At 61.9% G+C, this 12,731-nt stretch carries 10 protein-coding genes; 2 read left to right on the top strand and 8 right to left on the bottom strand.

Annotated features, from left to right (window positions below):
• Positions 1-2: 2 nt before the first annotated feature.
• Genes trbE through OJI97_RS12135 form a run of 6 tightly spaced genes read right to left on the bottom strand, consistent with a single transcriptional unit; the run spans position 3 to position 6,531 of the window.
• Positions 3-2,471, bottom strand: coding sequence for a conjugal transfer protein TrbE (gene trbE / locus OJI97_RS12160; RefSeq protein ID WP_297663822.1), 2,469 nt, complete (start codon positions 2,469-2,471; stop codon positions 3-5).
• Positions 2,465-2,749, bottom strand: a complete 285-nt coding sequence (locus tag OJI97_RS12155) for a VirB3 family type IV secretion system protein (protein WP_297663820.1) — start codon at positions 2,747-2,749, stop codon at positions 2,465-2,467. Before OJI97_RS12155 ends, trbE begins: the two co-directional genes overlap by 7 nt.
• Positions 2,746-3,081 carry a TrbC/VirB2 family protein gene (locus OJI97_RS12150; protein ID WP_297663818.1) on the bottom strand — a complete coding sequence of 112 codons (336 nt, stop codon included), beginning with the start codon at positions 3,079-3,081 and terminating at the stop codon, positions 2,746-2,748. Before OJI97_RS12150 ends, OJI97_RS12155 begins: the two co-directional genes overlap by 4 nt.
• Positions 3,082-3,083: 2 nt before the next feature.
• Positions 3,084-4,079, bottom strand: a complete 996-nt coding sequence (gene trbB, locus OJI97_RS12145) for a P-type conjugative transfer ATPase TrbB (RefSeq protein ID WP_297663816.1) — start codon at positions 4,077-4,079, stop codon at positions 3,084-3,086.
• Positions 4,076-4,501, bottom strand: coding sequence for a CopG family transcriptional regulator (locus OJI97_RS12140; protein ID WP_297663815.1), 426 nt, complete (start codon positions 4,499-4,501; stop codon positions 4,076-4,078). The genes trbB and OJI97_RS12140 overlap by 4 nt, the downstream gene beginning before the upstream one ends.
• A gap of 2 nt (positions 4,502-4,503) precedes the next feature.
• A complete protein-coding gene (locus OJI97_RS12135; RefSeq protein ID WP_297663813.1) occupies positions 4,504-6,531 on the bottom strand; it encodes a conjugal transfer protein TraG in 2,028 nt (675 codons plus the stop codon).
• Between the two features lie 729 nt (positions 6,532-7,260).
• Between OJI97_RS12135 and OJI97_RS12130 the strand changes: the two genes are divergently transcribed.
• Together OJI97_RS12130 and OJI97_RS12125 are read left to right on the top strand one after the other, a co-directional pair.
• On the top strand, positions 7,261-8,595 hold the full coding sequence (locus OJI97_RS12130; RefSeq protein WP_297663811.1) for a DUF4365 domain-containing protein: 1,335 nt from the start codon (positions 7,261-7,263) through the stop codon (positions 8,593-8,595).
• Positions 8,592-10,052 carry a hypothetical protein gene (locus OJI97_RS12125; RefSeq protein ID WP_297663809.1) on the top strand — a complete coding sequence of 487 codons (1,461 nt, stop codon included), beginning with the start codon at positions 8,592-8,594 and terminating at the stop codon, positions 10,050-10,052. Before OJI97_RS12130 ends, OJI97_RS12125 begins: the two co-directional genes overlap by 4 nt.
• Positions 10,053-10,242: 190 nt before the next feature.
• Here the strand turns inward: OJI97_RS12125 and OJI97_RS12120 are convergent, their stop codons facing one another.
• Together OJI97_RS12120 and OJI97_RS12115 are read right to left on the bottom strand one after the other, a co-directional pair.
• Entirely contained in the window at positions 10,243-11,313 is a 1,071-nt protein-coding gene (locus tag OJI97_RS12120) for a zinc-binding dehydrogenase (protein ID WP_297663808.1), read from the bottom strand.
• 120 nt (positions 11,314-11,433) lie between these two features.
• On the bottom strand, positions 11,434-12,729 hold the full coding sequence (locus tag OJI97_RS12115; RefSeq protein WP_297663806.1) for an MFS transporter: 1,296 nt from the start codon (positions 12,727-12,729) through the stop codon (positions 11,434-11,436).
• Positions 12,730-12,731 lie beyond the last annotated feature (2 nt).

Genomic DNA, 12,731 nt, shown 5'->3' with positions numbered 1-12,731 from the left:
TGCTATTCCTTTTCTGCTGGAGGTTGGACGGCGGGGAATCGGCCAAGCAGCTCGGCCGCCCATGCAAGGCCGGCTTGGGTCAGGAAGTGCGCGGCGAAATCGTCCACGCCATGTTTGACCAGGACCCTGTCGATGGCCTTCTGCGTCTCGGGATCGGACGCCCCGCATAGCGCGAGCGCGATCGGGCCTAGCCCAAGCTCGAACAGGCGATTGCCGCGCGCCGATTGCAGATAATATTGCCGCTTCGGCACGGCGCGGCTGACCAGCTCGATCTGTCGGTCGTTGAGGCCAAAGCGCTCATAGGCGGAGCGCGATTGCGGCTCGATCGCCCGATCGTTCGGCAGCAATATCCGCTGTGGACAGGATTCAATGATCGCAGGCGCGATGGTGGAATCCGCAATGTCGGCTAGCGATTGCGTCGCGAACACCACCGACACATTCTTTTTGCGCAACACCTTGAGCCATTCGCGGATGCGCGCCGCGAACAGCGGGTGGTCGAGGAACACCCAGGCTTCATCGAGAATGAGCAGGGTCGGCCGCCCGGTGAAGCGTTCTTCGAGCCGGTGGAACAGGTATGTCAGGACGGGGGCGACGACGCCCGCCTGGCCCATCAGCGCCTCGGTCTCGAAACATTGGACATCGGCAATCACGAGATCGTCCTCGGCGGCATCGAGCAGGCGGCCGAATGGCCCTTCGAGCGTATAGGGTGCCAGCGCGGAGCGCAGCGGGGCGGATTGCAGCAGCAGCGACAGGCCGGTGAGCGTTCGTTCCTCGACCGGCGCGGTCGCGAGGTTCGTCAGCGCCGACCAGACGGCTTCCTTGATCTCCGGCGTCACCACGATCAATTCATGGGCGAGCAATGCGCCAATCCACTCGGCCGCCCATGCCCGCTCGTCAGCACGGTCGATATGGCGCAACGGCTGAAAGGCGATGGTGCGGCCACCCTCGTCGTCAGCATGACCGCTGTCGCCGCCAAGGCCGAGCGCATGATGCGTGCCGCCCATCGCCAGCACCGCGGCGCGGGCGGAATACCCCTTGTCGAAGATATAGACTTGGGAATCCGGGTAACGCCGGAACTGGAGCGCGAGCAGCGCCAGGAGGACAGATTTGCCCGCGCCCGTCGGCCCGACAATCAGCATATGGCCGACGTCGCCGACATGAGTGCTGAGCCGGAACGGTGTCGATCCGCTGGTTTCGGCAGTGAGCAAGGGCGGGCCGCCCAAATGCGCGTTGCGGGCCGGTCCCGCCCAAACGCTCGACAGCGGCATCAGATGCGCGAGATTGAGCGTGTGGACGATCGGTTGCCGGACATTGGCATAGACGTGACCGGGCAGCGAACTTAGCCACGCCTCCACAGCGTTGACGCTCTCGCGGATGCAAGTGAAGCCGAGCCCATTGATGATGCGCTCGACGGCACGCACCTTTTCTTCGACGCGGCCCCGGTCCTCGTCGGCAACCGTGATCGTCGTAGTCAGATGGCCGAAGGCGACATGATCCCCGCCGAGTGCCTGCAAGGCCATGTCGGCATCGAGCATCTTGTTGTCGGCGTCGGAATCGAGCAGCTGCGCGGGCTGATTGTAGATGACCTCACGCAGCATCGCCGTCACCGACTTGCGCTTGTTGAACCATTGCCGGCGGAGCTTCGTGAGCGCCTTGGTCGCGTCGGTCTTGTCGAGCGCGATAAAGCGCGTCACCCAACGGTAGCCAAAATCCTCGTGATTGAGTGCGTCGAGGATTCCCGGCCTGCTGACATTCGGAAAGCCGAGGATCGTCAGGGTGCGGAGGTGTTCATCGCCCAGCATGGGTTCGAGACCGCCGGTCAGCGGCGTATCGGCAAGCAGGCCGTCCAGATACATGGGCGTGTCTGGCACGGAGACGGCATGACGGCGCGGCGAGATCGTGCCGTGGAGGAAGGTCAGCGTCTCGCTGTCGTCCAGCGCCCGCACCTCGGACATGAAGCCCGAAAAGAGATCGAGCGCGCGATCGGTCTCGGCGACGAAGCTCGCGAGCACCTGCCGCCAGTCGCGGCCCTTCACATCCTCGCTGCGCTCGACCAGCGCGCGGCCCGCGGTGTCCGCCTGATCGGGCGGCGGCAGGAAGGTGAGCGTCACATGATAGCGACTCTCGAAATGGGCGCCCGCGCTCTCGAACGCCGCCGCACGCTCCTGATCGACCAGCCAGGATGCCGGGTCGGGAAAGTCGCTGCCCGGATAGCCCAAGGCTTCGCGGCGTTCGGCCTCGAAGTGCAAAGCCCAACCCGATCCGAAACGCTTCAGGACGTTGTTCGCCCGCGCGCACGCGGCGACCAGTTCGGCTTCCGTGGCGGATTCCAGGTCCGGACCGCGAAAGCGCAAGGTGCGCTGGAAGCTGCCGTCCTTGTTGAGCACCACGCCGGGGGCGACCAGCGCCGCCCACGGCAGATGGTCGGCAAGCCGGTCCGCCCGGCTGCGATATTCCTTGAGGTTCAGCATGTCAGATACCCCCGCTGGCGAAGGTGTCGCACCAGAACGGACGCGAAATCGGGGTCACGTTTCGCCGCGAACACCGCGACCGTGTGGCCGAGCGCCCACATCACCAGGCCCGCAATCCATTGCTGGAGGCCGAGACCGAGCGCGGCCGCGATCGTGCCATTGACGATCGCGATGGTGCGCGGCGCGCCGCCGAGCAGGATAGGCTCGGCCAGCGCGCGGTGTAGCGGCGCCTCGAAGCCCTCCATGTGCTGCGAGTTGTAGGTGTTTGGGCCGATCATGCGATCAGCGCCCCGCCGCCGAAGGAGAAGAAGGACAGGAAGAAGCTCGACGCCGCGAACGCAATCGACAGACCGAAGATGATCTGGATGAGCTTGCGGAATCCACCCGCCGTTTCGCCGAACGCCAGCGTCAGCCCGGTCACGATAATGATGATGACGGCGACGATCTTGGCGACCGGGCCTTGGACCGATTCCAGGACCTGTTGCAGCGGCTCCTCCCACGGCATCCCTGATCCGGCGGCATGTGCCGTGGCGCCAAGGGCAAGGCCGAGTCCGATGGCCGCGGTGGTGAGCAGAGCAGATTGGCAATCGGGAACGCGGGATAGCCGCATGGTCATTCTCCTTTTTGATCGGGGGTGAGGTCGTGGACGGCGTAATGGCCTTGCGCGTCGAGGCCGCCGACGCGCGCGACGGTCTCGACGCGGCGGGCGAGGCCGCGCCCGGATATGAAGACGATCATGTCGATGGCTTCGGCAATCAGTCGCCGCGGAACGGTGACGACGCTTTCCTGGACAAGCTGTTCGAGCCGGTAGAGCGCGGCGACCGCGCTGTTCGCATGGACGGTCGCGATGCCGCCCGGATGCCCGGTGTTCCATGCCTTGAGCATGTCGAGCGCCTCGCGCCCGCGAACCTCGCCGACGATGATGCGGTCGGGACGCAGCCGAAGCGTCGAGCGAACGAGATCGGCCATCGTGACCGCGCCGGCTTCGGTCGGGCCGATCACGCGGGTGCGGAGCGCGACGACATCGGACGCGGCGCATTGAAGCTCGCGCGTGTCCTCTATGATGATGACGCGCTCATCGAGGCCGGCCATTTCGGCGAGTAGCGCATTGGCGAGCGTCGTCTTGCCCGATGATGTGCCGCCCGCGACCAGGATGTTCCGCCGTTCGACGACCGCCATCGACAGCAGCCGCGCCGTATCGGCGGGCAGGATGCCGTCGTTCACATAATCGAGCAGCGTATAAATGCGCGCGGCGGGCTTTCGGATCGAGAAGCAGGGTGCGAGGCTGACGGGCGGCAGGACGCCCTCGAACCGCTCGCCCGCACCTTCGCCGTGCGGCGGAAGTTCGGCCGAAATGATTGGCGCCGCCGCATGGGCCTCGGTTCGCGCGTGGCTCGCAACCAGCCGAATGATGCGTTCGATCTGCGCCGAGTCGTAGCGGGCGCCGGTGTCGATACGGCCCTCGCCGAGCCGATCGAGCCGCAAGCCCCCATCGGGGTTCACCATGATCTCGATAACGGCGGGGTCGGACAGCGCGGCGGCGATGCCCGGTCCCATAGCGGTGCGGAGCATCGCGCGGCGGCGATCAGAAGAAAGCGCGTCGCTCATCTTGAGCCTCCATTGTCTGTCGGGGGTGCGGCAAAGGTGCGCTGGCCGCTCGCCAGCGCCTCGCCCACGCGGGTAACGAATGCCTCGAAGCGGTCGCGGCCGATCGCGCGCGCCGCCTCGTCGGCGTCGGGAAGCGGTGCCTGCACCATCAGTTCGTAGCGGATGAACAGCGCGAGGCTTTCGAGCAGGATGTGGCCGTCGCGCTCGATGCGCCCGAGCGCCATCGACATGCGGTCGAGCCGGTGATTGAAGCGGTTTTCGAGCTCGCTTGCCGCCTGCCGGTTCAGCCAGGCGGTGAGCGCGTCGGTCAGGATCGCCGACTTGGACGCGCCGGGCGCTGCCGCTAGCGCCTCGAAACGCTGACTCAACTCCTCCAGCAAGAAAAGCTGGTAGCGAATGCGCCTGGGTTTGGTCGCGGCCATCGTCAGAAGCTCGGCAGCGTGTCGCTATCGCGACCCTGATTGATGCTGTGCGCGCGGATCAGCGTGCCGGTTGTGCCAGCCCGGTCCATGGCAACTTTGTCCGAAACCGGATCGGCGTCGTCGCGATCGAGCCCGAGCAGATCGAGCTGCTTGGGCGTTTCGGGCTTTTTCGCCGCTTCGTCGCCAAGGCCGGGATGCCGCTGCTGCTGCAACCCGCCGTCCTCGTCGGCGCCGGATTCCTCATCCGCCTTGCCGAGCCTGTTATCCGTGGCGCTGACCAGCCCCGTCCAGTCATCGGGGCGACCCTTCGGGCGATCAGGATAGTCGCCATTGGCAAGTGCGGGCGGCGGCATCACACGCGCCGTGAAATTGCGATCCTTGAAGTGGCGCAGCTTCTTCGCCCGGATCGGTGCCAATCCCGATATCAGCACCAGCTCATCGGCAGGCGGAAGCTGCATGACCTCGCCCTGCGTCAGCAGCGGGCGCGCGGTTTCCTGCCGGCTGACCATGACGTGCGCGAGCCAGGGCGCGAGGCGATGCCCGGCATAGTTGCGCATTGCGCGCTGTTCGGTCGCGACGCCGAGTGCATCGGAAATCCGTTTGGCCGTCCGCTCGTCGTTGGTCGCGAAGGCGACGCGGACGTGGCAGTTATCGAGGATGCTATTATGCTCGCCATACGCCTTCTCGATCTGGTTGAGTGATTGGGCGATCAAAAAAGCGCGGACACCGTAGCCCGCCATGAAGGCCAGGCTCGTCTCGAAGAAGTCCAGCCGCCCGAGCGCCGGGAACTCGTCGAGCATCATCAGAAGCTGGTGCTTGCGCCCCTGTGCGCCGTCAGCGTCCAGCTTCTCTGTCAGCCGGCGCCCGATCTGATTGAGGACCAGGCGCACGAGCGGCTTCGTCCGCGAAATGTCCGATGGCGGAATGACCAGATAGAGCGAGGCGGGATGGTCGCCCTCGACGAGATCGGCGATGCGCCAGTCGCAGCGCGACGTGACGACCGCGACGGTCGGATCGCGATAGAGGCCGAGAAACGACATGGCGGTGGAGAGGACGCCCGAGCGTTCGTTCTCGCTCTTGTTCAGCACCTCGCGCGCCGCGCTGGCGACAACGGGATGAACCTGTGGCGTGTCCTTCGTGCCGAGGTGATTGGTGGTCATCATCCGGCGCAGGGTCGTCACGAACGGCCGCTGCGGATCGGACAGGAAGGTCGCGACCCGCGCGAGGGTCTTTTCTTCCTCGGCATAGAGGATGTGGAGGATCGCGCCGACCAGTAGGCTGTGGCTGGTCTTTTCCCAGTGGTTGCGCCGTTCCAGCGCGCCCTCGGGATCGACGAGAATATCCGCGATGTTCTGAACATCGCGAACCTCGTTCGCGCCCTTCCTGACCTCCAGCAGCGGATTATATTTGGCCGAACGCGGATCGGTCGGGTTGAACAGCAGGACATGCGAGAAGCGCGCGCGCCAGCCCGCTGTGAGCTGCCAGTTCTCGCCCTTGATGTCGTGGATGATAGCCGAGCCGGTCCAGCTCAGCAGGGTCGGGATGACAAGGCCGACCCCTTTGCCCGAGCGCGTCGGCGCGAAGGCCATGACATGCTCCGGGCCGTCGTGGCGAAGGTAGCGCCACCGCTTGCGGCCGAGAAAGACGCCGCTGTCGCTGAGCAGTCCGGCGCGGTCGATTTCGCGCTTCGTCGCCCAGCGCGCCGAACCATATGTCGTGACGTGGCGCGACTGGCGCGCGCGCCAGAGCGACCCGGCAATGGCGGACGCGCAGCCAAGAAAGCCGCTGGCTCCGGCGATCATCCCGGCCTTGTCGAACACCTCTGGCGCATAGGCTTCGTAGCGATACCACCACGGGAATATCGCCCACGGCCAATAGATGGGCATGTCGAACAGGGTGAACCATGCGTTTCCAAGCTGCGGCTGATAGCCAAGCTGCGCGGCACACCATTGCGTCGCGGCCCACACGCCCAGGATGACGATCGCGAACACGACGAGGATTTGGCCGATGAGCAGCTTGGTAGGGGTCACGATTCAGCTCCGGGAGGACGGGGGCGTCCTGATCCGGAGAGAATCGCATCGAATGGGGTCGAGAAGAATTGCCGCTACACTGCTTCGCCGGTGTCCGCCCGACGTCCGCTCTTCCCGCCCGCCAAATGATGTGGGGTCAACGCGCCTGTTTGCAATTATCGAACCTACTCTGCCGTTCGGTGCGGCAGGAGGAATTCATGGCAAATATCAGGGAAATCAAACGCAGTTGGACGTCCGCTTCCACTGCCCAAAAACGGCCGGTCCGCTCTCAGATGCGTCCGTTTTTTGCCAAAATTGGCCGCTTGCGGCCAGACCGCTTTCAGACGGAGATCGCGGTAAGTTGACATTCGCTGTAAGCACTTATGAAATGACACGAAGCGACCGGTAGCCGTAGCGCGCCTTATCGGTCTTGCCTTAGGTAGGATACTTGCTCTTCACCTGAATCTGACGAACGATGGTTCCATCCCCGTCCGAATAGGTCGCAATCATGTCAAAGCCTTGATCGCGATGCGGAAAACAGACGTTTCAGCCAAGATCGGCCATCAATCCAGCAACATGCATTTCAGCGCAATAGTCGCGGGTCGTCCAGCTTGTTTCGGTTTTCTCGTCACGCGCATCTCACTATCGGTGCGATCTTGGGGCATGTCAGGCGGGTTGGCGGTCGCTCACCGATTTGCCATGTCGAATCTGCTATCAAAAGTTCTTCAAATGTTCTAACTTGGTAGATGCATGCCTAAGTTCCTTACACGAAATCAGATCATCGGCGAGATTGGGGAGAATGCGGTCCGCGGCCGCTTTCTGACTATGGGCTTCCAGTTTGACGGACGATCTCGGCTGGAGGCTGGTGTGGATGGCATCGCTGAGGTGATGGAGAACGGGCGCCCGTTGGCTCGTATGATCGCGGTGCAAGTCAAATCGACGGATGAGGGCCGGTATGCCTCGGAAACCGACGAGGGTTTCACCTACCTCCTTCGAATGCAGGATCTCGATTATTGGAAAGGGCCGAACCTGCCGGTGATCGTTGTCTTCTACCGCAGGTCCGACGACAGCTTCTATTGGAAGGAAGTCTCGCGCGACCACGGCCAGAATGATCGCCGCCTTCAAATAGACAAGACCCTCGACGTGTTGGACAATAGTACGGTGAACCGCCTCGCCGGGTTGACGGTTCCGAAGGCGGGCTTCGGCTACTACGTCCCTGCCCTTGGCGGTGGCGAGCAAGCACTGGTCAACATCCTGCCCATCAAACTCCCGGCCGAAATGTATGTTTCGTCGACGCCCTATAACGGCAGGCGGGCGACGGCGATCCTGCTGGACGGCGACGAGCCCGCACGGTTCGACTGGTCCATTTCTGGCGGAAGTTTCTGGTCGTTCCATGACCCACGCACCTCCTGCTGCCGCGAGATCATCGACGTAGACCAAGTGGACGCCATCGACACAGCCGATCTGGCATTTCACGATGACGCCGATGAACAGAACCGTTTCATGCACCTGTTGCGCCAAGCTCTCCGCCATCAGACGCGTGAGGATCTGAACTGGAGCAAAGATCGCAAGATCCTTTATTTTCGTGCCATCGAAGCGGACGCGCCGCGGAATTTCGCTTACGATTCCGTGAAAAAGAAGACCGACGCCGACGTCGTTACGGTGGCCATGAGCGACAAAGAGGAAGGCAAAGTCTCTTTTGTCCGACACCATGCGTTCACGCCGCGTTTCGAACGGCTGGGCGACATCTGGTACCTGATAATCTCACCCACATATTTCTTCACCACCAACGGCTTCACGCCGCACTCCTACCCCAGTGCGTTGCTCGCCGGTAAGAAGCGCCTCGACAAAAGCGCGGCATTGCGCGGCCAGGTGATCATGTGGCACCGCCACCTGACTCAGGCTGATCGTGCCGCCGAACGCGATGCCAACGGCCTGTTCGGCATCGTATCGGCGACCGAGCCGAGGCTGCAATTTGGCGAACCGCCGACCGTTGAGCTTGAAACACGCGTGCCAGATGATGGCTGGGGCGGTGGACAGAAGAAGCCGGAAGTTATCGAAACGCCCGCGGATCTTTTCGCGTGAGCACCTTTGACACCCGAGTCTTCGCGGAGCCCGAGCTCGAGTTTGGCGACCATCATCATCATCCCGACCCCCGGCTCGGGCTTTTCGAAGCGGGGCCGCTACAGCCCTATGTGGGCGACGTCATCAAGATCGGCGTTGTCGGAAGCGCCAAGACGATCGAGGACACCCAGAAATTCCTCGACACCGCGTCAAAGGGTATCGAGGGAAAGTCCGAAAAGCATCCGAACATGCATCCAGCCTTCCCTGGCTTGGGCAACCAGAGTCCCTATCGATGCCGTTTCGAGATCGAGGATGGTGCGACAGCAGCTCTTTCGCAGAGCAAGCTCGACAAGATCGCCAAAGAGCCGGATCACGAACGCGCTGTTGAAATGGCGGTCGACGAGATTATTGCCGAACTCCGATCCCTCGACGAAGGCGGACATCGTCCTGACGTCGCCATAATCACCTTGCCGGTTCGGCTGCTTGAGCGGGTCTGGAACGCGAAGGTCGACGCTAGCGGCACGGTGGAATCCGATGATAGCAGTGGCACGGACGCCCCCAACTTCCGCGGCATGCTGAAGGCACGGGCAATGGGTCTGAGCTTCCCGATCCAAATCGTGTGGGAAGATGTCGTCGACGACAAGGTCGCGATCCCTCAGAAGATCAAGGAGAGCAGTGCCCGCAATATCCAGGACTTGGCTGGACGCAGTTGGAACCTGCTGACAACGCTCTACTACAAGGGCAGCGGCCGCATCCCTTGGCGGCGCATGCCCAAGGAAGGCGAATTCACTTCCTGCTATATCGGGATCAGCTTCTATCGCGAGGCTGGCGGACAACAGCTTTTCACCAGCGCGGCGCAGATGTTCGACGAGCGCGGTCGCGGATTCGTCTTGAAAGGCAAGCGTGCGCACACCGAAAGCCGAGGCCGGCATCCCTATATGACGCGCGACGATGCGCGCGATATCGTCAAGAATGTGCTCGCCGCTTACAAGACCCACCACAAGACGCTTCCGGCCCGGGTGATCGTGCTCAAGACCTCGCGCTTCAAGGACGAGGAAGCCGAAGGCATCCTCGAAGCGCTCGACGAGGCAGGAACTGAGCTCCGGGACTTGGTATGGATACAGGAATCCTATTCGGCGAAGCTGCTACGCGACGGCAATTATCCAGTTCTGCGCGGGACCTTCGTGGAACTCGGTAGCAACGGACTGCTCTATACCAATGGCAGCATGCCCTATTACGGCACCTATCCTGGGCAATATGATCCTCGCCCTCTGCTCCTATGCCCGCACGGATCCTGCGATAGTACCGCGGCGCAGTTAGCCGAGGAGGTGTTCTCTCTTACGAAGATCAACTGGAACTCGACCCAGATGAACCAACGCCTGCCGATCCCGATCCGCGCCGCACGCATGGTCGGAGAGGTCCTGAAATATATGAAGGAAGGCCAGGTCGAGAGCACGGATTATCGGAAGTACATCTAATCTTTGTCGCCGGGTGCGAGCGATGACAATGGCAAACCCCACAATGAGAACCCCGACGCAATACTACAGTTCATATTTTGGCATGTTTACCAACTGCTTCAGCTGCGGAAGAATATGGGGATGTTCACATACCGGGTCAACGTCGCCTTCTTTGACGATGCCCAACGTCGCACCCTTGGCATCCTCAGGCTCAGCGCCAAGGGTCCACAATCACTTTTGCTTGGGCGCCTGGACTCCGTAGAGCCTCAAACGCGGACGGGACATCGGACAGGCCAATCACATCGGTAACGAGCGGAGATACGTCGAGTGCGCCCTCACCTATCATGTGAAGCACCGCGGCGAATTCCTCACCCGTGTAAGTTCGCGAGAATTTGATCGTGAGCGCTTTAAACATCCCGATCATGGGCTCGATCGCGTCCGGCTGCATGCATGCGCCAACGACCATGATCTCGGACCCGTCGGACGCGCCGTCCATCGCATGCCGAAGCATGCCCGGCACCCCTACGCATTCGAATATCATTTGAGACTTTGACAGCAATGAGCTGGACAGGGCCCCACCTTGTCCGACCGGGCGTGCGATCTTCTCGGCCTGGCGAAAGGGTGATTCTTCGCGCGGATCGACAACGGCGTCGGCGCCCATCCGCAGAGCAAGAGCACGCCGATCGGGCGATGGATCCGACGCAATAATCGGAGCAACTTGCTTATGTTTCAGGGCAGCGACGACTGCCAACCCGACCGGTCCGCACCCGATCACCACAGGGATGTGATGTGGTTGAACCTGCGCGATCTCGACGGCATGCCATCCCACCGCCATCGGCTCCGTCAACGCCGCGCAGGTCGCCGGAAGGCCGTTCGGAACAGGCAGCAAGAGCGCTTCCGTGAGGACCATATATTCGCCGAGCCCGCCGGGATACTCATCCGAGTAGCCAATCGTCCGCGCTCCGGTCGGACCGATCGCCAGCGGCAGCGAGCACACAAGCTGTCCGGGTTTGAAGCGACGATCCGCAGAGGGCCCGAACTCCATAATCTCGCCACAGAATTCATGCCCCAGAACGATGTCTCGACACAAATCAACTTCCATAGAGGCGATACCCGCCCGCGATGCAAGGTTCGTAAACGCCTGCGCATGATCGCAAAAATGAAGGTCAGATCCGCAGATGCCGCATGCTCTGGTCTTGACGAGCACCTGCCCGGCGGCGGGTATCGGATCAGCATAGGCCCCCAGGACAAGTTCGCCATTTCGGTAAACTACTGCTCTCATGTCTTAGCCCATTCATACCATCATCGTTTCAGCCGTCCGCAACGGCTCTTCGCGAGGTGCCGCCAGCGCACCTACCGCCCGAATCTCGCTTCATTGCCGCACGGGCATTCTCTGATTGTCCTATCTGGCGCCTTCGGCGATTGGCCGGCTCAGCCGGGTCGATGCGGCCACACCGACGAAGCTGATGAAAGCCGCAAAACAGAGCCAGATTGCAGGCGCGGAATTGCTGCCCGTCGCGTGGATTAGCGCCGTACTTACCAATGGGGTGAAGCCGCCGAACAGCGAGGTCGCGAGACTGAACGCCAGCGAGAAGCCAAGGGTTCTAATGGCGGGAGGCATAATCTCGGTGAGTCTCGCGATGAGCGCCCCATTATAGAGTCCAAAGCATGCGGAGAAAGTCAGCAGAACAGCTGCAAGCGCTCCGAATGTCGGTGCCGCGACGAGCCAGCTCATCAGGGGAAAGGCGATGGCGAGAACGGTGACCGGCACGACCAGTAGGATCGGGGTTCTACCGATACGATCCGAGAGAGCACCCCCGATCGGAAGCCACAGGAAGTTCGACACGCCGACCATGATGGTAACCAGCAGGACATCTTGCGGGCTCAGTCCGAGTGCTTTCTCGCCAAATGTCGGCGTATAGGCGGTAATCATGTAAAAGGTGGTCGTCGTGAGGATCGACATCGCCATGCCCGTCAAGATCAGCCCCCAGCTCTGTTGCAATTCGCGGAGGGATTCGCCGATCGAATGCGCCTTGTGCTCCATGTGGAGATAGGCTTTCGTTTCCGGGAGAGACCGGCGCAGCCAGAGTATCACGGGGATAATCAAGCATCCGATCAACAAGGGCACCCGCCATCCCCAGTCGTTCATTTGCTCCGGTGAAAGCGTTGATTGCAGCGCAAGACCGATCGCGGCGGCGATCATGACGGCCACCTGCTGGCTGGCAGACTGCCACGAGGTGAAGAAGCCTCTCGATTTGGGCGACGCAATTTCCGCCAAGTACACTGAGACGCCACCCGACTCTGCTCCAGCGGAAAAACCCTGCAAAAGTCGCCCGACGAGCACGATAACCGGTGCGAGTAATCCAATTGCCTCATAGCTTGGAGTCATCGCAATGGTGAGGGTTCCGACGGCCATGATCGCGAGTGTCACGATCAGGCCTTTCCGACGCCCGACGCGATCGATGTAGGACCCGAGAAAAATCGCCCCCAAGGGCCTCATGAGGAAACCAGCGCCAAAAGTGGCCAATGAAAGCATGAGCGATGTCGCGTTATCGCCGGTCGGAAAAAAGCTTCTCGCAATATATGCCGCATAGAAGCCGTAAACGAAGAAATCATATTGCTCGAGACAGTTGCCACTCGCCACTCTCACGATCTGCATGACGCTACTGCGATCGCGAACGGACTTCATATGTTCCATTG

The organism is Sphingopyxis sp., assembly GCF_025869345.1.
In the GTDB taxonomy this organism is placed as follows: domain Bacteria; phylum Pseudomonadota; class Alphaproteobacteria; order Sphingomonadales; family Sphingomonadaceae; genus Sphingopyxis.
The sequence above is the reverse complement of the archived record's forward strand: the minus strand, read 5'-3'. Positions and strand labels throughout refer to the sequence as shown.

What these genes read in the sequence shown, in the direction of transcription:
- trbE (WP_297663822.1), bottom strand. Translation starts at nt 2,471, where the DNA reads ATGCTGAACCTCAAGGAATATCGCAGCCGGGCGGACCGGCTTGCCGAC.
- OJI97_RS12155 (WP_297663820.1), bottom strand. Translation starts at nt 2,749, where the DNA reads ATGATCGGCCCAAACACCTACAACTCGCAGCACATGGAGGGCTTCGAG.
- OJI97_RS12150 (WP_297663818.1), bottom strand. Translation starts at nt 3,081, where the DNA reads ATGCGGCTATCCCGCGTTCCCGATTGCCAATCTGCTCTGCTCACCACC.
- trbB (WP_297663816.1), bottom strand. Translation starts at nt 4,079, where the DNA reads ATGAGCGACGCGCTTTCTTCTGATCGCCGCCGCGCGATGCTCCGCACC.
- OJI97_RS12140 (WP_297663815.1), bottom strand. Translation starts at nt 4,501, where the DNA reads ATGGCCGCGACCAAACCCAGGCGCATTCGCTACCAGCTTTTCTTGCTG.
- OJI97_RS12130 (WP_297663811.1), top strand. Translation starts at nt 7,261, where the DNA reads ATGCCTAAGTTCCTTACACGAAATCAGATCATCGGCGAGATTGGGGAG.
- OJI97_RS12120 (WP_297663808.1), bottom strand. Translation starts at nt 11,313, where the DNA reads ATGAGAGCAGTAGTTTACCGAAATGGCGAACTTGTCCTGGGGGCCTAT.
- OJI97_RS12115 (WP_297663806.1), bottom strand. Translation starts at nt 12,729, where the DNA reads ATGGAACATATGAAGTCCGTTCGCGATCGCAGTAGCGTCATGCAGATC.